Raw genomic sequence first — 18,933 nt, forward strand, 5'->3', positions numbered from 1 at the left:
CGGGCATGACCTGCCACAAACGCAGGTTCACGCCCCACGGACGCGCGGAGGTTTCGGGGCTTTCCAATAGGCCCCGGTATCTTCGCGCATCGCCTCGTAGTCCGAGATGCGTTTGCGCGCCTCGTGCCCGCCTGCGGCGACGAGATGGCCGAGCAGGCATTCCAGCACCACCATCGCCCCGGCGAAGCAGCCGAAATGATGTTGCGACCGGGTGCTGACCGGAAACACGATGTCGGGATCGATCTTGGGGGCGATGATGTCGCTGTCGGAAACCAGAATGATCCGCGCCCCCCGTCCCCGTGCGAATCTCAGCGACTTGATGGTCTCGGCGGAATAGGGGGCCACCGTGACGGCCAGCAGGCAGTCGTCCTCATCCGCATCCAGCAGATCGTCCACCGCCGATCCCATGTGACGCGGGACCAGTTGCAACCCCGGCAGCGCCATGCGCCCGACATAGTGAAAATAATAGGCCAGCGCGTAACTGACCCGCGTCGCCGTGACAAAGCAGCGGCGCGACCGGGTCATGAAGTCGACGGCTGTTTCCACCTTGGCCGGGTCCATCTGCCGCAGCGATCGGGACACCACGTTGATCTCGTTGCGGGCCAGACCGGCCTGAACCTTTGCGATACCGTCACCCTGCGCCAGACTGTCCAGCCAATCAGCGCCAAGCCGTTCTTCGCCTTCGGTGACAAGAGCGTTGCGGAACGGCGCGCGAAAGTCTTCGAACCCGTCAAAGCCCATGCGGTCGGAAAGCCGAACCAGCGAGTTCGAGCTGACACCGACCTTGTCCGCCGTCAGCCGGATCGGATCAATCCCGAAATCGCCGGGGTGGTCAATGATGTATTTCGCTACGGCCTGCAGTTGCGGCGGCAGGGTGTCAATTTCCGTCCTGAGGCGGTCGATGATTTGCAAGTGTGATTGAGTCGGCATGACAAAACAAAAACATATGTTCTTATTTTTTCAAGTTGAAAACGTCGGAGGCTCCTTTCATGTAAACCACGATGCCTTCTTACCGGATGAACGTCTTGGAAAATGCCCGCACAACGCCTCAGGAAAAAAAGCGAGATCCCTACCTGCTGGTCGCGATGAACGGTGCGCGCCGAACTCATGCGGACCATCCGGCAGTTCCGCTGAGCCCTGATGAGATCGTGGCGAGCGCAGGTGCCTGTCACGCGGCCGGGGCGCAGGGGGTGCATCTGCATGTGCGCGATGATGAAGGCCGCCATTCGCTGGACGCCGGGCGCTATCGCGAGGTCATCGAGGAGCTTCGGCGAAAGGTCCCCACCATGGACATCCAGATCACCACCGAATCCGCCGGCCTTTATGATGTTCCCGAGCAACTGCATTGCCTGACACAGGTGCAGCCCGAATGGGCCTCGGTCTCGGTGCGTGAAGTTGCGCGCGCGCCGGACCTCGCAGACAGGATTTACGGGGCCTGCGCTGAACAGGACACGCGTGTTCAGCATATTGTCTATGACAAAAAGGATGCCGCACTGCTGGATCTCTGGCAGGCCAGGGGAACCGTGCGTCCGGAACAAGTGGATCGGTTGTTCGTTCTGGGCCGTTACACGGCGGGTCAGAAATCATGCCCGGACGATTTGAAGCCTTTCCTGCCAACGGGTGCGCCGTGGATGGTCTGTGCCTTTGGGCCCGATGAACACACCTGCCTGATCGAAGCGGCCCGACGCGGGGGCGATCTGAGGGTTGGATTTGAAAACAGCCTGACCGATTCTGAAAACACCCCCTGGGCCGACAACGCCGCTTCGGTTGCGGCCCTTGTTCAAGCGCTCGAAAGGAGCCGGATATGAGCCATGTATTCCCCCGCCACACCAAATCGGTTTTGCCTGTCGCCGTGGGCGGTGACGGCTGTTACCTGATCGACGCGGCGGGCAAACGCTATTTGGACTGCGGAGACGCCGCGGTATCCTGCCTTGGACATTCGAACCAGAACGTGATCCGCGCGGTTCAGGAACAGGTGGAAAAGCTGGCTTTTGCCCATACGGGCTTCATGACTTCGGACCCGGCTGAACGGCTGGCGGATTTGCTCATCGAACATGCGCCGGGAGATCTTGGCCGGGTCTATTTCGTCTCGGGCGGGTCCGAGGCGACCGAGGCCGCAATCAAGCTGGCGCGACAGTATTTCCTGGAAACCGGACAGCCAGAGCGCCGCCGCGTGATCGCCCGTCGGCAAAGCTATCACGGCAACACGTTGGGGGCGCTTTCGGCAGGGGGCAACGCCTGGCGTCGGGCACAGTTCGCGCCGCTGTTGATCGAGATGAGCCACATCCCGGCCTGCTACGAATACGCTGAAAAGCCCGAGGGCGAGAGCAGTTTTGACTATGGTCAGCGGGTCGCGAGCGAGCTGGAGGCCGAAATCCTGCGCCTTGGGCCGGAAACCGTTATGGCTTTCATGGCGGAACCTGTCGTTGGCGCAACCCTTGGGGCGGTGCCTGCGGTCGAGGGGTATTTCAAACGCATCCGCGAGATCTGCGATCAGTATGGTGTGCTGCTGATTCTCGACGAGGTGATGTGCGGTATGGGGCGCACCGGGCACCTGTTCGCCTGTGACCATGAGGGCACAGCACCGGATATCCTGTGCATCGCCAAGGGGTTGGGGGCCGGGTATCAGCCGATCGGTGCAATGCTTTGCAGCAAGACGATCTATGCCGCGATCCGCGACGGGTCGGGGTTTTTCCAGCATGGGCATACCTATGTCGGTCATCCCGTGGCAACCGCCGCCGCCCTGGCGGTGGTGACCGAGTTGACCTCGAAAGACCTGCCAGCGCGGGCAGGCGTCATGGGGGAAAAACTGCAATCGGCGCTGGAAGCGGCATTTGGTCAGCACCCGCATGTCGGCGACATTCGAGGGCGGGGGCTGTTTCGCGGCATCGAACTGGTGCGCGATCGCGACAGCAAGGAGCCGTTCGATCCGTCCTTGGGGATCGCGGGCAAGGTGAAAAAGGCAGCCCTTGAAAGCGGGCTGATCTGTTATCCCATGTCCGGCACGCGTGACGGGAAAAACGGTGATCACATCCTGCTGGCGCCACCTTTCATCATTGAAGAGGCGCAAATCGGTGAACTGGTTGAAAAGCTATCCATCGCTCTCGCCGAAGCAGTGTCCGGGTGAATGGCATAAGTCGCAAAAGGCTTGAAATGGAAAACCCCGCCAGACGCTTTCTGACGGGGTCGAAACAACGAATATCAGTCGGGTTATTTCTGCGGCAGCGGGCCGATCATCATGATCATCTGACGGCCTTCCATCTTCGGCATGTTCTCAATCTTGCCGATTTCCTTGATGTCCTCGGCCACCCGTTCCAGCAGCTCACGGCCCAGATTCTGGTGGGCCATTTCACGGCCGCGGAAGCGAAGGGTGATCTTGACCTTGTCGCCGTTTTCCAGAAACTTCACGACGTTCCGCATCTTCACATCGTAATCATGCGTATCGGTGTTGGGACGGAACTTGATCTCCTTCACCTCGATGATTTTCTGTTTCTTGCGGGCTTCGCTCTCGCGTTTCTGCTGTTCGTACTTGTATTTGCCAAAGTCCATGATCTTGCAGACCGGCGGCGTGGCGTTCGGCGAGATCTCGACCAGGTCGAGACCGGCTTCTTCGGCCATTTGCAGGGCTTTTGCGGGATGAACCACCCCGACATTTTCGCCGTCAGCGCCGATCAGGCGGATTTCGGGGGCACGGATCTTTTCGTTCACGCGCGGGCCGGTTTCGCGTTGCGGCGGCGCGTTGTGAGGTCTGCGGGCTATGGGTTCATTCCTTTGCTGATTGCAGAATAACGAGGCCGGAATTTAGACCGGCGCGTCAGCCGTTTCAAGCGGCTTCGCGCCGGCAAAGGCGGAAATATCGTCTATATGTCACAATGATACTGTGAAGAGTCCCGACAAATCGGGGGTTCTCGCCGTCTTACCCGACAAAGGCCTTTTCGATCACGAACTCTTTGGGTTCGGAATTCGCGCCCTCGCGCAGGCCGAACTCTTCGAGGATCGCCTTGATGTCGTGGTTGAACGCCAGCGAGCCACAGACCATCGCACGATCCGTTTCGGGCTTGATGCCGCCGTCGATGCCCAGATCGGCAAACACCGTGCCATCTTTCAACAGGTTGGTGATGCGGCCCATCTTGGGGCTCTCTTCGCGCGTGGTGGTGGGGTAATAGCGGATCTTGTTCCCAAAGCCTTCGCCGATCAGTTCGGCCAGCATTTCGTCCTGCTTGATGCTTTCGATCAACTGGCGGCCATATTCCAGTTCGGCCACGTCGCGGCAGGTGTGGGTGATGATCACCTCGTCGTAATCCTCGTAGGTCTGCGGCTCGCGCAGCAGCGAGGCGAACGGGGCAAAACCGGTGCCGGTGGCAAAGAACCAGATTCGCTTGCCGGGCAGCAGCGCGTCATGCACCAGCGTGCCCACGGGCTTGGGCCGCAGGATGATCTGGTCGCCGGGCTTGATATGCTGCAGCTTCGAGGTCAGCGGGCCATCCTGGACCTTGATCGAGTAAAACTCCAGTTCTTCGTCCCATGACGGCGAGGCAATCGAATAGGCGCGCAGCAGCGGTTTGCCGTTGTCACCCAGCAGGCCGATCATCACGAACTCGCCCGAGCGGAACCGCAGCGATCGAGGGCGCGACACCTTGAACGAGAACAGGCGGTCGGTCCAGTGTTTCACATCCAGAACGGTCTGGGCGTCGGGCAGGACGGGGGCTTTGACTGCGGTGGCTTCGGTCACGGATTTCATCTCTGTCATCGTTTCACTACCGGCCTGCTAGACCGGCGCCTCTCCATATTCTTTGATATACGTCATGAAAAGGGGAAAGTCTCCCCTTTTGTTAGTGTACAAATGATTGTGATGATCAGCCGCGCAGGCGGGACTGATAGTTGTGAGACTGCCAGTCGGCACGGGCCAGCCACTGATCCTCGGGCTGGCGGTTGGCAAGATTATGGTCGATCTCGACTTCATCAAATCCGCTGCGCCGTGCCATCGCATACTGGTCTGCCAGTACATGCCCCTTGGCGCGCAACCGGCCCGCATAGCCTTTCAGGCGCAGGGTGCGGGCAATGGTAAAGCCGCGGCCGTCGGCGAAGGAGGGGAAATCCACCCGCACCATCCGGGTGTTGCCCAAACGGTCGTACAGCTCGTCCGGGTCGGTATCCGAACTTACATCGAGTGCCACTACATCGTTTGCGGCATCGTCGAGGGTGACAAAGCCGTCGGTCCAGTCATCTGGGGCAAAGCCCTCATCGGTCACGATTACATTCATTTCGTCTCTCCAACGCGGACCATCTTGCCATCTACAAAATGGATGCCGCATTCTTCCTTGTTCTGATCGCGCCAGCGTCCGGCGCGGGGGTCTTCGCCTTGCTTGACGACTGATGTACAGGGCGCACAACCGATCGACGGATAGCCCTTGGCCACCAGCGGGTGCCGGGGCAGGTTGTTTTCTTCCATATAGGCGCGCACATCCTCGGGCGCCCAATGGGCCAGCGGGTTGACCTTGATCCGTCCGGTACCGTCCTCGACCTCGAAGAAATCGAGCGTCGCGCGCGTGCCCGACTGGAACCGTTTGCGCCCGGTGATCCAGCCGTCATAGCCCGCAAGCGCCCGTTGCAGAGGAATGGTCTTGCGCAGTGTGCAGCAGGCATCGGTATCCCGCAGACGCAGAGCGCCGTAAGGGTCGGAACGATCCAGATCCTCTTGATCCGCGCGTATGATCCGCACATTGCGCAGGCCCAGCCTTTCGCTGACCTCCTGCTGATAGATCAGCGTTTCGGTGAACAGCATCAGCGTATCGACAAACAGCACCGGTGTGGCCTTGTCGATCACCGCCGCCATGTGCAGCAGCACAACCGATTCCGCGCCAAAGCTGGATACCAGGACGATCTCGCCAGCCTCATCCAGTGCGCCATGCATGACGTCATGGGCGCTGTGGTGACGGAACCGGGCATTGAGCGCATCGACCTTTTCGGTCAGCGCGCTGCGATCCTTGCCCAGTTCGGTCTGGATCTCGTCAAGCGGCATTGGCCCGAGCCTCGGGGTAGAGGGCAGCCTTGAACGGTGCCATGCCCAGACGGCGGTAAGCCTGCAGGAAGCTTTCGTCGGCCCCGTCGCGCAGGTCGAGATAGGCGTAAACCAGACGTTCCACTGCCGGAACTATCTCGTCATAGGCAAAACCGGGTCCGACCCGCTCGCCAATCGCGGCGGTTTCGGTTGCGTCGCCGCCCAGCGTGATCTGGTAGTTTTCCACGCCCGCGCGGTCGAGGCCCAGAATTCCGATATGACCGACATGGTGGTGACCACAGGCGTTGATGCAGCCCGAGATCTTGATCTTCAGTTCGCCGATGTCGTTTTCCAGCTTCAGTTCTTCGAACCGGGTTGCAATCTGTTGTGCGACCGGGATCGACCGCGCCGTCGCCAGCGCGCAATAATCCATACCGGGGCAGGCGATAATGTCACTGATCAGGCCGATATTGGCGGTGGCCAGTTCGTATTCCTTCAGCTTCGCATGGATCGTGGGCAGGTCCGACTTGTGAACATGCGGCAGGATCACGTTCTGCTCGTGGCTGATGCGCAACTCGTCATAGGCGAACTCTTCGGCCAGATCGGCCATCACGCGCATCTGCTCGGCAGTTGCGTCACCCGGCGTCTGGCCATGCTTCTTGATCGAGATCGTGACAATCGCGTGGTCCGCGTTTTTGTGCGGCGCGATGTTGGTATCGACCCACGAGCGGAAAACCGGGTCGTTGGTATAGGCGCTTTCAAACGACGCGACCGAAGCTTGGCGGAAGGCAGGCGGCGCAAAGTGGCCCTTGATCTCTTCCAGCAGGTTCATATCCGCGCCTTTGAACTGCGGGCGCACCTTCAGAAATCGTTCGTTGACCTTGGCGCGGATAGCGTCGATGCCATGCTCGTGCACGGTGATCTTGATGCGCGCCTTGTACTTGTTGTCGCGGCGGCCGATCTGGTTCCACACGGAAACGGTGGCTTCAAGATAGGCCAGCAGATCATCAAAGGCGACGAACTCGGACAATTCCTTGCCGATCATGGGTGTCCGACCCAGACCACCGCCGACGATGACACGGGCGCCCAGTACCCCGTCACGTTCGACCAGTTGCAGGCCGATGTCATGCGCCTTGATCACGGCGCGGTCGTTTTCGGACCCGGTGATGGCAATCTTGAACTTGCGCGGCATGAACTGGAATTCCGGGTGGTCGGTCGACCACTGACGCAGAAGCTCCGCATACGGGCGTGGATCAGCGACCTCATCTGCGGCGGCACCCGCAAAGTGGTCGGCGGTCACGTTTCGGATGGTGTTGCCGCTGGTCTGAATGGCGTGCATGCCAACTTCGGCCAGCGCATCCAGCATGTCCGGCACGTCCTTCAGCTTGGGCCAGTTATACTGGATGTTCTGCCGCGTGGTGAAATGGCCATAGCCCTTGTCCCACTTCTCGGCCAGCAGGGCCAGTTGCCGCATTTGCGCGCTGTTGAGCGTGCCATAGGGTACCGCGACACGCAGCATATAGGCGTGCAACTGCAGATAGAGGCCATTCATCAGGCGCAGCGGCTTGAACTCATCCTCGGTCAACGACCCGTCAATGCGGCGCTCGACCTGGGCGCGGAACTGGGCGTTGCGTTCGGCGAGGAAGGCGTGATCAAACTCGGAGTAGCGATACATGGTTTGCTGTCCTTGTTGCAGCCCCGAACCCGGGGCCTAGATGGGGAGAAGGGACCTGTTTCAGGTCCGGGGCTGCGGGGAAGATTCCTGTTTGCCGTGGGCATAGTTGGACGGACCAGTCCGGCGGAAATCTTCCCGGAAATGCGTTGGCTCGGGGCCGTTCGCACCCGGCAGAGCATCGGCCAGATAAACCCCGACCACCTTGCCGGTTTGCTGTTCGGCATCGAGCAGGCGCAATTGCGCGTGGGCTTCGTCGGTGATCAGCTCTGCTTCGGACAACTCGCGCGACCAGCGGTCGTCCTCGGTCAGATAAACGACGTCGCCTTCCAGCAGATCATTGGCGGTGACGATTTTGGGCGTGAATGCGCGGGCCATCAGGTAAACTCCTTGTTAAAAATCCGTCACGTCCCGACCCGCGACAAGCGGTCGGGGGGCTGTCAAAATCAGGGTGTCCAAGTTGGCGTACGTCGTGGGCATTGGTAGTCCGTGCGATGTGTTTGACTTGCTCTGCAATATAGGAAATATTCCCGGTAATTCGCCATACGGGCGAATAAATAAGGACGCATGTTCCGGTTTTATAAGAAAACGGAACATTGGTTTCGAATATGGGGAAAAACAGGAATGACGATGCGCCTGGACGACACGGATCGAAAAATTTTGGCCGAGCTGCAACGCGATGCCAGCCAGTCTCTGGACGAAATCGCCAGCCGCGTGGGCAGTTCCAAGACCCCGGTCTGGAATCGAATCCGCAAGCTCAAAAGCGCGGGCGTGATCGGGCAGCAGACGGTTTTGCTGGATGCCGAGGCGCTGGGGTTCGAAGCCACGTTCTTTGTACTCATCCGCACCTCCGAGCATGAGGCCGAATGGCAGAAACGGTTTCTGCAAGCCTTGCGAGATCGCCCCGAAGTGCAGGAGGCCCACCGCCTGGCGGGCGACATCGACTATATCCTCAAGGTCAGGGTGAAAAACGCCCGCGCTTATGACGCTTTCTATCAGGCGTTGATTTCGGAAGTGCGCGTGCACAACGTCACCGCGTTGTTGTCGATGGAAGAGATCAAGTCCACCACGATGCTGCCGCTTGACGCGCTGTCAGATGGCTGAGGTCGCCAACTAACACCGGACCATCAGCGACTCGAGTCCGTGGAAATGATAGCTGTTGGAATACCTTGGCTTTCCAACAAGGTGCAGGCCGGGGCAGCGTTCGAACAGGATCGGCAGCGCGATCCGCATTTCCAGCCGCGCCAGTGGTGCGCCGACGCAGAAATGCAGGCCTGCGCCAAAGCTGGTGTTGGTCTGGATCTGCCGCGACGGATCGAACAGTTCGGGCTGCTGCCACATCGCCGGGTCGTGGTTCGCGGCGCCCAGCAGCAGCGCCACCTGATCGCCACGTTGGAACCGATGGCCGCAGACTTCGACCGGTTCATAGGCATAGCGCGTGAACATATGCAGCGGCGGATCGAACCGCAGTATTTCCTCGACCGTTCGGTCGATCGCGCCTGGCGCAAGAACCGTCGGATCGGTTCCGGTTTCCAGCAAAGCTTTCACACCGTTGCCAAGTGCGTGAACCGTTGCCTCATGGCCGGCATTCAGCAACAGTATGCAGGTCGCGATCAATTCGTCGGTCGACAGCCGCTCGCCCTCTTCCTCGGCGGAGATGAGCCGCGTGATCAGATCGTCGCGTGGGTCCGAGCGGCGTTGCCCGACATAGTCCCGCAGAAAATCGGTGAACTCCTGCGCCGCTCGCGCCGCCGTCTCTTCCGTTTCCCGTGTCCGGCTGGCCTGGTACATCGCCACCATCGCGTGCGACCAATGCAGCAGCTGTGGCGCCATAGCTTCGGGTACCCCCAGCAGGCGGCAGATGGTGATAACCGGCACCTGGGTGCAATAGGCCTGCAACAAATCGAAAGGCCCATCTGGAAACCTGTCCGCCAGATCATGACACAGCGCTTCGATGTCGGGGGCCAGCGCCGCGATCGCGCGCGAGGTAAAGGCCCGCAGAACCAGCGCCCGCAGGCGGGTATGCCGGGGCGGCTCGGCCTCCAGCAGGCTGTGCGCCTCGACGGCCAGCCAGGGCGCAAGATGTGACGGACCCTCGGTGGCGAGTTCGACAGGAATCTCGCGCCCGAACCGCCGGTCGCGCAACAGGCCGTGAACAAGGTCATAACTCAGCGCAGCGGGCTTGCCATAGTCGGCCCAGTATACAAGCGGCCCCTCGGCCCGTGCGGCCTGATAGACCGGATAGGGGTTCTGGACAAAACCGGGTTCGGTCGGGTTCTGGTGCAGCGTCTTCATCGGCTGCACACTTGCCATGAGGCGCTGTGAATGCAAGACCCTAGAACATGCAAAGAGTCCTGATCATTCTTGGTTTCCTGTGCGCCGTCGGGCTGCTGTCCGTCGGGGTCTGGACATATGGGTATCGTCAGGCATTGTCTCAGCTCAGTGAAAAGGCCGAAGCTGATCTTGAACTTGCCGCTGACCGGCTGACCGCGCAAATGCAGGTCTATCAGGAACTGGCGGTATTGATGGCCGATCACCCCGTCTTGCGAAGGCTCGAAACGCCAGCGCAACAACAGGCGGCGCAGGCCATGCTGCTGGATGTGGCCGACAAGACCGCCGCGGAAAACATGATGTATATTGATCGGAATGGGCGGGTGCTGGCCGCGGCGCAGCCGGTCGAGCAAGACAGCATGGCCGAGCACCCCGCCTTCAAGCGCGCCATGCAGGGTGCGCTGGGCAGTGCGCATGGGTTTCTGCCGGCCAGCGGCGACAGGTTCTATACCTATGTCGCACCTGCCTTCGGCCCTTCGGGGCAGGTCGAGGGCGCGCTGATGGTCGATGCCGATGTGCAGGATGTCGAGCAGACCTGGCGTGGCAGCACCGAGACGGTGTTCTTCATCGACGCGGACGGGATCGTCTTTATTTCAAACCGGTCCGACCTGCTGTTCTGGCGTCGCGACGACGGGCAACCGGGGCTGACACCACCGGGAGGAGAGCCTGTCGATTTCGCCTCCACGCGGGTTGGCGGGCATGAGATATGGAAGCTGAACTGGGCCCGCTATCTGCCCGGTCGCGCCTTGCATCTGACGCTTGATCTGCCTGTGATCGACATGACCGCCGAAGTGCTGGTGGATGTGGGGCCGGCCCGACGACTGGCGACGTTGCAGGCGGCGGCGGTGGCGGCCATCTGCCTGGCGTTCGGCGCGATGCTTTATCTTGCCACCGAACGCCGCCGGACGCTGGCAGAGGCAAATCTGGTTCTGGAAAGCCGGGTGGCGCAACGTACCCGTGCGCTGACGGCGGCCAACACCGCCCTGCGCCGCGAGGTTGTCGAGCGGCAAGAGGCCGAGGCCGCGCTGAAGCGCGCCCAGGCGGATCTGGTGCAGGCGGGCAAGCTCAGCGCTCTGGGGCAGATGTCGGCGGGGATCAGCCACGAGCTCAACCAGCCGCTGATGGCAATTCAGCAGTTTGCCGACAATGGCGCGGCGTTTCTGGAACGTGGCAAGGATGAGCGGGCCAGTGAAAATCTGGGCCGCATCTCGCAGATGGCGGCGCGCATGGCGCGGATCATCAAGAATCTGCGCGCCTTTGCCCGCAACGAAAGCGAGCCGATGGGCAAGGTCGATCTGGTGCAGGTGCTGAACACCGCCGTTGAACTGACCGAGGCTCGCCTGCGGGCTGACGCCGTGACGCTGGACTGGCAGCCGCCCGACGCACCGGTTCTGGCCTGGGGCGGCGAGGTGCGGTTGGTGCAGGTTTTCGTCAATCTCATCAACAACGCCGCCGACGCCATGTCCGAGCATCCAGACAAGCACATCTCGATCACCTTTGCGACCGGCGACCGGCTTTCGGTTTCGGTGCGCGATACCGGTCCGGGCATCAAGGACCCGGAACGGATATTCGAGCCATTCTACACCACCAAGGCGGTCGGTACCTCAGAAGGCATGGGGCTGGGCCTGTCGATTTCGTATGGTTTGGTGCAGAGTTTCGGCGGTGAGATCAAAGGCGCGAATACGCCGGATGGCGCCGAATTCACGGTCGAACTGGACCATTATCGCGAGGAACAGGCCGCATGATCCGCAAGGTTCTTTTGGTGGATGACGATGCGGCGGTGCGCGAGGCGCTGGGTCAGACGCTGGAGCTGGCGGATTACGAAGCTATAACAGCCAGTTCCTTTGTTGCCGCCAAGGATCATATCCGCCCGGATTTTCCCGGTGTGATCCTGTCCGATATCCGCATGCCCGGGCGCGACGGGTTTCACCTGTTGGGATATGCGCAAGGCATCGACCCGGACTTGCCGGTGATCCTGCTGACCGGCGAGGGCGACATTCCGATGGCGGTTCAGGCGATGGGGCAGGGGGCATTCGACTTTCTCGAAAAACCCTGCGCTTCTGCCGATCTTCTGGACGTTCTGGAACGGGCTTTCGATATCAGGTCGGCCGTACTGGAAGACCGGGCGCTGAAACGGCAACTGGAAAGCGGCGACCCGGCGGCGCGGATGCTCTTTGGCGTGTCGGCCCAGGCCGAAGCGCTGCGGGAAAAGGTTCGCAGCGTTGCGCCAACAAGGGCCGAGGTGCTGGTAACCGGCCCGCCGGGCAGCGGCATTTCAAAGGTGGCCGAAGTCATTCACCTGATGTCGCCCTCGGCTCAGGGACCTTTCGTGAAGCGGCCCGCCTCCGGTCTGGATGCCGAGGAGTTTTCCCGGCTTTGCAATGATGCGGCTGGCGGGTCGATTTATCTTGACGAGGTTTCCGCCATGCCCGAAGCGACCCAATACGCCGTTCTGGAACGGCTGGAGCAGGGGGCGGGACTGCGCGTTCTGGCCGGAACCACCAGCGATCTGGCCAATCTTGCCGCCGGCGGCAAGTTCAATCCGGACCTGTTCTATCGCCTTGATGTGATGCGCGTTCGCATTCCGTCGCTGTCCGAACGTCCCGAAGATATCCCGGTGATTTTTCGCCACTATGTCGGGCAGGCCGCCGAACAGGCCGGCATCCCGGAACCTGAAATCAGCCAGGATCATCTGGCCGGGTTGATGGCGCAGGACTGGCCAGGCAATGCGCGCTCGCTCATGTCGGCGGCCATGCGGTTTGTTCTGGGAATGCCCGAAGATGTCGCGCAGGCATCTGACCTTGGGCTGACGGAACAGATGGCAAGGGTGGAACGCAGCCTTTTGACGGCGGCACTTGGACGGCACAACGGCAGGGCGGCCGAAGCGGCGAAGGCGCTGAAACTTCCAAGAAAGACATTTTACGACAAGCTCGCCAAATATGGCATTCGTCCCGACGCTTACCGCCGCTGACGGCGTCGGAAAATGGTCCGACACACCTGCCGGGGAAGACTGTCCAAGTCGACCCTTGGCGTATTCCCGACTTGACTGAACCGCAGACCTGCCCGTTACTGAAGGTCAAGGGAGGCCAGAATGGGAAAAAAGTCAAAGTCCGAATTGGCGGCCGAAGCCAAGGAAGTGTCCGGCATCATCGCGGCAGCCCGAAAGATCAGGCACAACTTTGCCCTGTTTCATGGGCCGGACGACCTGATCTTCAAAGCGCATAAGTCCAAGAACAAGTCCGCGCTCAGAAAGATGGCCAAGGACGATGGCGCCGGTGCAAAAGGCGCCGTGGGCGCGCTCGAAGTTGACGGGAAGATTGCCGACCTGATTGTCGAAGACCCCGACTCGACGCCAGCGAACTTTGCCAAGACCTTTCGCAAATATCTCAGCGCTCGTGGCATCAAGATGAAAGTGCGCTTGCTGTCCGAGACGGGCGATGTCATCGACGACGGCGACGAAGAGGACACAGGCAAACCGGATGCGCCCGCAGAACTTGGCGACGACATCGAGAAGGTGCTGGAAAAGATCGCCAGCCATTTCGATGCAATGAAGGTGCCCCTGGTGCGCAGCCTGAATTCCGCGCCTCCCGATCATCGCGAAAAGATGGCCAAGGTGGCTGCCCTCTATAAAAAGGCAATGACCGCAAAAAGCCCGGATAACGCGGTCAAGGCGCTGACTGCGTTGCGGAAACTGGTCATGTCCACACCGTCGGCGGTGCGGCTGTCCGACTGCCTGAAATCCGCTGGCGAGGATCCGAAGGAACTCGGAAAACTGGACGGGATGGTCAAATCCTGCGCGGCACGCGTCAAGGCTGAACCGGAATTCATGGATCAGGCCTTTCCCGAAATGCGTGACATGCGAAAGGCATTGAAAGGTGCGCTGTCCAGGAAACCACCACCCGACAACGCGACCGAACTTCAGGCGATCAAAGACGAGATGGATGCGCTGTTTTTCGATCACGTGGACAAGCCGCCCAAGGCGCATGGCCCAGAATGCCATGGGCCGGGATTGTCGATCCAAAACCAGGAAGACCGGATATTAAAGAAAAAGAACCCGCGCACCGGAAAAAAGTTCAAGGGCAAACCGGTTCACAAGGCCTCGAACTTCACCGACAAGGGCGCCTATGTCGACAGCCAGATGGCCTTGCGGACACAGGCGTTGGCGCATATCGAAACCAACAAGATTTCGCCACCGCCGAAAGGGGCTCAACCCGTCAGGTTGGTACCGCCGATGGAAGCAAAGCTGGTTGATGTCCTTGGCGCGCAATGGAAAAACTACGTTCAAGGGGTCAAGCGCAAGAAGAAGAAAGGTCAGCCCGACACCTGCATAGACGCAACCTGGGGTCCCAACAGCACGTGCAAGGCGATCTATGACCTTTTGGACGACGGAACCTTGCGATTGGTGACGCTTTATCCCAATCCGGTCGCATGACGGGGCGGACAGGAAGACCGGCAATGAAACCTGAAGACGGAGACTCAAGACATGGCTGACCGCGATCCCATGCAGGTACTGAATGACATGGCCGGTGGGTATCTGAATCCCCAGGCCTACGACCTGGAGGACCTGAAGGCGTTTCTTGAAGAGGCGCACAATGCCGAAGCTGCACAAAAGTTCAAATCCGCCCTGGCCGAGACCGTGAACGGAAATGGCATGAGCCGAGCGGCATGGGAACAAACGACGGACGACGAGTTCGATGATGACGAGGAATGGCAAGCCTATCTGGCGTCTGTTCAGGCGTTCCTGTTCAACGGTGGACCCTATCCCTTTCCCGATGACGACGAAGAATGAATTCAAGACAGGCAAGCGCATGGAATTCAGATCGTGACCATCGATCCCGAGATCTGTCAGTGGTGATCGAACGCAATCTCCGGTCACGCTCAGGATAATGTTTGGCGGCACAGTTGGGCCGCACTTCCGCAACAAGCGAATCAAGTTGTGCGAAATCCCGCACTAGGGCCGCCGAGAGAGTGCGGATTTCCGCACACGATTCGCCTCGCCCACAACGACATCCCGCGGACGGGCTATTTACCCTGTTGTAAAAAATAGAAAAAAATAAGAAGGGGGCAAGGTTTCACAAATCGTTGAGCCAAGCTTCATGATTCGCTTCACTCCCTCACAGCGGCGTCTGTCCGGCGTCCGACAGAGATTTTACTGAACTTCGGGAGGAGTAGAGAAATGAAATTCCTGACTACCGCAGCCACCGCCCTGGCGCTGTCCGTCACCGCCACCGCAGGTTTTGCCGCCTGTGATGACGGTGAAATCGTGGTCAAATTTGCCCACGTCACCAACACCGACAAGCACCCCAAGGGGATTGCAGCCTCGCTGCTGGCCGATCGGGTGAACGAAGAGATGAATGGCGTCATGTGCATGGAGGTGTTCCCCAACTCGACGCTCTACAATGACGATCAGGTCCTCGAAGCGATGCTGCAGGGCAACGTCCAACTGGCGGCCCCCTCGCTGTCCAAGTTCGAAGCCTTCACCAAGCAATTCCAGATTTTCGATCTGCCTTTCATGTTCAAGAACATCGAGGCCGTCGACGCATTCCAGAAATCCGACACCGGTCAGGCGATGAAAGAGTCGATGACACGCCGCGGATTGCTGGGACTGGAATTCTGGCATAACGGCATGAAACAGATGTCGGCCAAGAAACCTCTGATGACGCCGCAAGACGCCCAGGGTCTCAAGTTCCGCGTACAGCCCTCGGACGTGATCGTTGCCCAGATGGAAGCGCTGGGTGCCTCGCCGCAGCCGATGGCCTTTTCCGAAGTCTATGGCGCGCTGCAGACCGGCGTTGTCGACGGGCAGGAAAACACCTGGTCAAACATCTATGGCCAGAAGTTCTTTGAGGTTCAGGACGGTATCACCGAAACCAACCATGGCATCATCGACTATCTGGTCGTGACGTCGGTGGACTGGATCGACAGCCTTGATCCGGCGGTGCGCGAGCAGTTCACGACGATCCTGAGTGAAGTGTCTGATGAGCGCAACTCCGCCGTGGGCGAAGTTGATGCAAGCGCCCGCCAGTCGGTTCTGGATGCCGGTGGCGTGATCCGTGAACTGACGCCCGAACAGCGTCAGGACTGGGTCGACACGATGAAACCTGTCTGGGACAAGTTCGAGGCCGGGATCGGCGCCGACAACATTGCCAAGGCGCAGGAATTCAACGCCTCAAGCTGATGCGACGATCTGGGCGGCCCGCGATGCGGGCTGCCCTTCCTGACGCTTCGAACGAAACGCATCTTGCTCCCGGAGAGAGATCATGTCCCGTCCGTCGCATGACACGGCTGGCCAGTCGGTTTCCACACTTGGCCGCGTGATCAACAACATCGAGGAGACCGGCATCGCGGTCATTCTCGGGCTGATGACAATACTGACCTTCATCAACGTGGTGCTGCGCTACGTGTTCAACAGTTCCCTGATCTGGGGACTTGAAGTCGTCCTGATCCTGTTCGCCTGGCTGGTGATCTTCGGTATCAGTTACTGCGTGAAAATCACCGCGCATCTTGGCGTCGATGTGGTCATCAACCTTCTGAAACCTGGTGGGCGGCGCATTCTGGCGCTGGTTTCAGGCGCTTGCTGCATTGCTTATGCGATGCTTTTGCTCAAAGGGTCGTGGGATTACTGGGCGCCGTTTGCGGCATTGCAGCCAACCGAAGGCCGCTGGTTCCCGCTTGGCTTTACCGAAGGCGTTCGGGACCGGGCATTCTATGTAACCGATCAGGTTCCGATGCTGGGAATCTTCCGCTGGCTGGAACCATTGATCAACTATGGCGATACCTACGAAAAGCTGCCGCGGGTCATCCCCTATTTCATTCTGCCTTTCGGGTCGGCGCTGCTGCTGTTGCGGTTCGTGCAGGCGTTCATTGGCGTTGCCACGGGAGCCCGTGAAAGTCTGATCGTCAGTCACGAAGCTGAAGACGCCGTGGCCGAAGCCGCAGCACAGAACAAGGAATAAACCGATGGATGTTGTCATTCTGTTTGCAATGGTCATTGGTTTTTTGCTGATTGGCGTGCCGATCGCGATTTCGCTGGGCCTCAGCTCGATCATCTTTCTTCTGGCCTTCTCCGATACGTCGCTGGCCTCGATTGCGCAAAGCCTCTATCAGGCGATGGCGGGGCACTACACGCTGTTGGCAATCCCTTTCTTCATCCTTGCGTCCAGCTTCATGTCTACCGGCGGCGTGGCCAAACGCATCATCCGCTTCTCAATCGCCTGTGTCGGGCATCTGCGCGGCGGATTGGCGATTGCGGGCGTGTTTGCCTGTATGCTGTTTGCGGCGCTGTCCGGGTCCTCGCCGGCTACCGTTGTTGCCATCGGCACTATCGTGATCGCGGCCATGAGGCAGGCCGGGTATACCCGCGAATTTGCTGCGGGCGTGATCTGTAACGCCGGTACGCTGGGCATCCTGATCCCGCCCTCGATTGTCATGGTGGTCTATGCTTCGGCCACCGATGTCAGCGTGGGGCGGATGTTCCTTGCCGGGGTCATCCCAGGCGTTCTCGCCGGTCTGATGCTGATGGTCACCATCTATATCATGGCAGTCCTGCGCGGCATGCCCAAGGGCGAATGGCAGGGATGGGGAGAGGTCTGGGCATCCTTCCGCGACGCGTTCTGGGGATTGATGCTGATCGTCATCATCATGGTGGGTATCTACGGCATCCCCGGCGTCACCGGCGCGATCTTCACGCCTACCGAAGCTGCAGCCGTCGCGTCTGTCTATGCCTTCATCATTGCGATGTTCGTCTATCGTGACATCGGCCCGCTGCGCCCGCGCGAGGCACGCAGTCTTTCCGCTGCGGCGGTGACCGAGGGACTGCCCGAGCCAAAGCCGCTGTCGCTTTTGGACAAGCCTCAAGCCCTGGTCACGGCGTTCTTCCACAGCGACACCAAGCACACGCTGTTCGATGCGGCCAAGCTGACCGTCACGCTGATGTTCATCATCGCGAACGCGCTGATCCTCAAGCATGTGCTGACGGATGAACAGATACCTCAGGCCATCGCGGGGTCGATGCTGAACGCTGGTTTCGGCCCGGTGATGTTCCTGGTGATCGTCAACGTGATCCTGCTGATCGGCGGTCAGTTCATGGAGCCCTCTGGCCTGATCGTCATCGTGGCGCCGCTGGTCTTTCCGATTGCCATCGAACTGGGCATCGACCCGATCCATCTGGGCATCATCATGGTGGTCAACATGGAAATCGGCATGATCACGCCGCCAGTGGGCCTGAACCTCTTCGTCACTTCCGGCGTGGCGGGGATGCCGATGATGAGCGTGGTGCGCGCGGCGCTTCCCTTCCTCGCCGTGCTCTTCGTGTTCCTGATCATGGTGACCTATATCCCCTGGCTTTCGACACTCTTGCCGACTGCGCTAATGGGGCCGGAAATCATCGTGAAATAACACAAAACCGGACTGCTGAACAAAGCCGGGCCTGATCCAGGCCCGGTTTTCACGGTCTCGCTGATCACGGCAATGTCATCGGAGGAAGACACCGGATGTTTGCCGTTGGCGAAATCCGTGTCAGGATGGCGCCATGCGCCCCAGTCTTACGACGCCCTCATGAAACGCCGCCTTGCCGCCATAATGGCCGCGGATGTCGTCGGGTTTTCGACCCTCATGAGTGCAGACGAAGACACAACCCTTTCCGCCCTTCGTGCGCACCGGGCCGAGGTGTTCGACCCCGAGGTCGAACGCTACGGTGGGCGGATCGTCAAGCTCATGGGAGACGGGGCGCTTGTCGAATTCGGCTCGGTGGTCGACGCCATCGAGTGCAGCCGTTCAATCCAAACCACTCTTCACGCCGGGGACGGGCCGATCAATCTTCGCATCGGCGTGAACATGGGCGACGTGATTGCCGACGGCGATGACATATATGGCGACGGGGTCAACATTGCTGCGCGGCTCGAAACCCTGGCCGATCCCGGCGGCGTGT

At 60.0% G+C, this 18,933-nt stretch carries 19 protein-coding genes; 11 read left to right on the forward strand and 8 right to left on the reverse strand.

What is annotated here, in order from left to right; all coding sequences use genetic code 11:
• Positions 1-27: 27 nt before the first annotated feature.
• Positions 28-930: a MurR/RpiR family transcriptional regulator gene (locus tag AC2FNB_RS09625; RefSeq protein ID WP_496745937.1), complete on the reverse strand. Its 903-nt coding sequence runs from the start codon at positions 928-930 to the stop codon at positions 28-30.
• Between the two features lie 95 nt (positions 931-1,025).
• On the opposite strand from AC2FNB_RS09625, the gene AC2FNB_RS09630 reads away from it, so the two are divergent.
• Positions 1,026-1,808 carry a beta-keto acid cleavage family enzyme gene (locus AC2FNB_RS09630; protein ID WP_496745939.1) on the forward strand — a complete coding sequence of 261 codons (783 nt, stop codon included), beginning with the start codon at positions 1,026-1,028 and terminating at the stop codon, positions 1,806-1,808.
• A complete protein-coding gene (locus tag AC2FNB_RS09635; RefSeq protein ID WP_496745941.1) occupies positions 1,805-3,127 on the forward strand; it encodes an aspartate aminotransferase family protein in 1,323 nt (440 codons plus the stop codon). The genes AC2FNB_RS09630 and AC2FNB_RS09635 overlap by 4 nt, the downstream gene beginning before the upstream one ends.
• Before the next feature lie 83 nt (positions 3,128-3,210).
• Here the strand turns inward: AC2FNB_RS09635 and infC are convergent, their stop codons facing one another.
• The 6 genes from infC to AC2FNB_RS09665 form a co-directional block, all read right to left on the reverse strand.
• On the reverse strand, positions 3,211-3,708 hold the full coding sequence (gene infC, locus AC2FNB_RS09640; protein WP_480749657.1) for a translation initiation factor IF-3: 498 nt from the start codon (positions 3,706-3,708) through the stop codon (positions 3,211-3,213).
• A 208-nt stretch (positions 3,709-3,916) separates the two neighbouring features.
• Positions 3,917-4,750 carry a ferredoxin--NADP reductase gene (locus AC2FNB_RS09645; protein WP_496745943.1) on the reverse strand — a complete coding sequence of 278 codons (834 nt, stop codon included), beginning with the start codon at positions 4,748-4,750 and terminating at the stop codon, positions 3,917-3,919.
• Between the two features lie 106 nt (positions 4,751-4,856).
• The gene (locus tag AC2FNB_RS09650) at positions 4,857-5,264 is read right to left on the reverse strand and encodes a DUF934 domain-containing protein (protein WP_496745945.1); all 408 of its coding nucleotides are present in this window, start codon (positions 5,262-5,264) and stop codon (positions 4,857-4,859) included.
• The gene (locus tag AC2FNB_RS09655; protein ID WP_496745947.1) at positions 5,261-6,022 is read right to left on the reverse strand and encodes a phosphoadenylyl-sulfate reductase; all 762 of its coding nucleotides are present in this window, start codon (positions 6,020-6,022) and stop codon (positions 5,261-5,263) included. The genes AC2FNB_RS09650 and AC2FNB_RS09655 overlap by 4 nt, the downstream gene beginning before the upstream one ends.
• Positions 6,012-7,676: a nitrite/sulfite reductase gene (locus AC2FNB_RS09660; protein ID WP_496745949.1), complete on the reverse strand. Its 1,665-nt coding sequence runs from the start codon at positions 7,674-7,676 to the stop codon at positions 6,012-6,014. Before AC2FNB_RS09660 ends, AC2FNB_RS09655 begins: the two co-directional genes overlap by 11 nt.
• A gap of 60 nt (positions 7,677-7,736) precedes the next feature.
• On the reverse strand, positions 7,737-8,051 hold the full coding sequence (locus AC2FNB_RS09665) for a DUF2849 domain-containing protein (protein ID WP_480749662.1): 315 nt from the start codon (positions 8,049-8,051) through the stop codon (positions 7,737-7,739).
• 246 nt (positions 8,052-8,297) lie between these two features.
• Here AC2FNB_RS09665 and AC2FNB_RS09670 point away from each other — a divergent pair, with 246 nt between their 5' ends.
• A complete protein-coding gene (locus AC2FNB_RS09670) occupies positions 8,298-8,777 on the forward strand; it encodes an Lrp/AsnC family transcriptional regulator (RefSeq protein ID WP_480749663.1) in 480 nt (159 codons plus the stop codon).
• 9 nt (positions 8,778-8,786) lie between these two features.
• On the opposite strand, the gene AC2FNB_RS09675 is transcribed toward AC2FNB_RS09670, so the two are convergent.
• Positions 8,787-9,968: a cytochrome P450 gene (locus AC2FNB_RS09675; RefSeq protein ID WP_496745964.1), complete on the reverse strand. Its 1,182-nt coding sequence runs from the start codon at positions 9,966-9,968 to the stop codon at positions 8,787-8,789.
• 47 nt (positions 9,969-10,015) lie between these two features.
• Here AC2FNB_RS09675 and AC2FNB_RS09680 point away from each other — a divergent pair, with 47 nt between their 5' ends.
• The 8 genes from AC2FNB_RS09680 to AC2FNB_RS09715 all read left to right on the forward strand — a co-directional run.
• A complete protein-coding gene (locus tag AC2FNB_RS09680; protein ID WP_496745952.1) occupies positions 10,016-11,749 on the forward strand; it encodes a sensor histidine kinase in 1,734 nt (577 codons plus the stop codon).
• Positions 11,746-12,975: a sigma-54-dependent transcriptional regulator gene (locus AC2FNB_RS09685; protein ID WP_480749665.1), complete on the forward strand. Its 1,230-nt coding sequence runs from the start codon at positions 11,746-11,748 to the stop codon at positions 12,973-12,975. Before AC2FNB_RS09680 ends, AC2FNB_RS09685 begins: the two co-directional genes overlap by 4 nt.
• A 120-nt stretch (positions 12,976-13,095) precedes the next feature.
• Positions 13,096-14,436 (forward strand): hypothetical protein, encoded by a 1,341-nt coding sequence (locus tag AC2FNB_RS09690; RefSeq protein ID WP_496745954.1) that lies wholly within the window; start codon positions 13,096-13,098, stop codon positions 14,434-14,436.
• A gap of 51 nt (positions 14,437-14,487) precedes the next feature.
• Positions 14,488-14,793 carry a hypothetical protein gene (locus AC2FNB_RS09695; protein ID WP_480749667.1) on the forward strand — a complete coding sequence of 102 codons (306 nt, stop codon included), beginning with the start codon at positions 14,488-14,490 and terminating at the stop codon, positions 14,791-14,793.
• 387 nt (positions 14,794-15,180) lie between these two features.
• The gene (locus AC2FNB_RS09700; RefSeq protein WP_480749668.1) at positions 15,181-16,182 is read left to right on the forward strand and encodes a DctP family TRAP transporter solute-binding subunit; all 1,002 of its coding nucleotides are present in this window, start codon (positions 15,181-15,183) and stop codon (positions 16,180-16,182) included.
• An 82-nt stretch (positions 16,183-16,264) separates the two neighbouring features.
• Entirely contained in the window at positions 16,265-16,960 is a 696-nt protein-coding gene (locus AC2FNB_RS09705) for a TRAP transporter small permease (RefSeq protein ID WP_496745957.1), read from the forward strand.
• Positions 16,961-16,964: 4 nt separating this feature from the next.
• Positions 16,965-18,401 carry a TRAP transporter large permease gene (locus tag AC2FNB_RS09710; RefSeq protein ID WP_496745959.1) on the forward strand — a complete coding sequence of 479 codons (1,437 nt, stop codon included), beginning with the start codon at positions 16,965-16,967 and terminating at the stop codon, positions 18,399-18,401.
• A gap of 159 nt (positions 18,402-18,560) precedes the next feature.
• On the forward strand, positions 18,561-18,933 hold a 373-nt coding region (locus AC2FNB_RS09715), incomplete at its 3' end, for an adenylate/guanylate cyclase domain-containing protein (protein ID WP_496745961.1).

The sequence above is a fragment of the Ruegeria sp. BHSB058 genome (assembly GCF_059613285.1).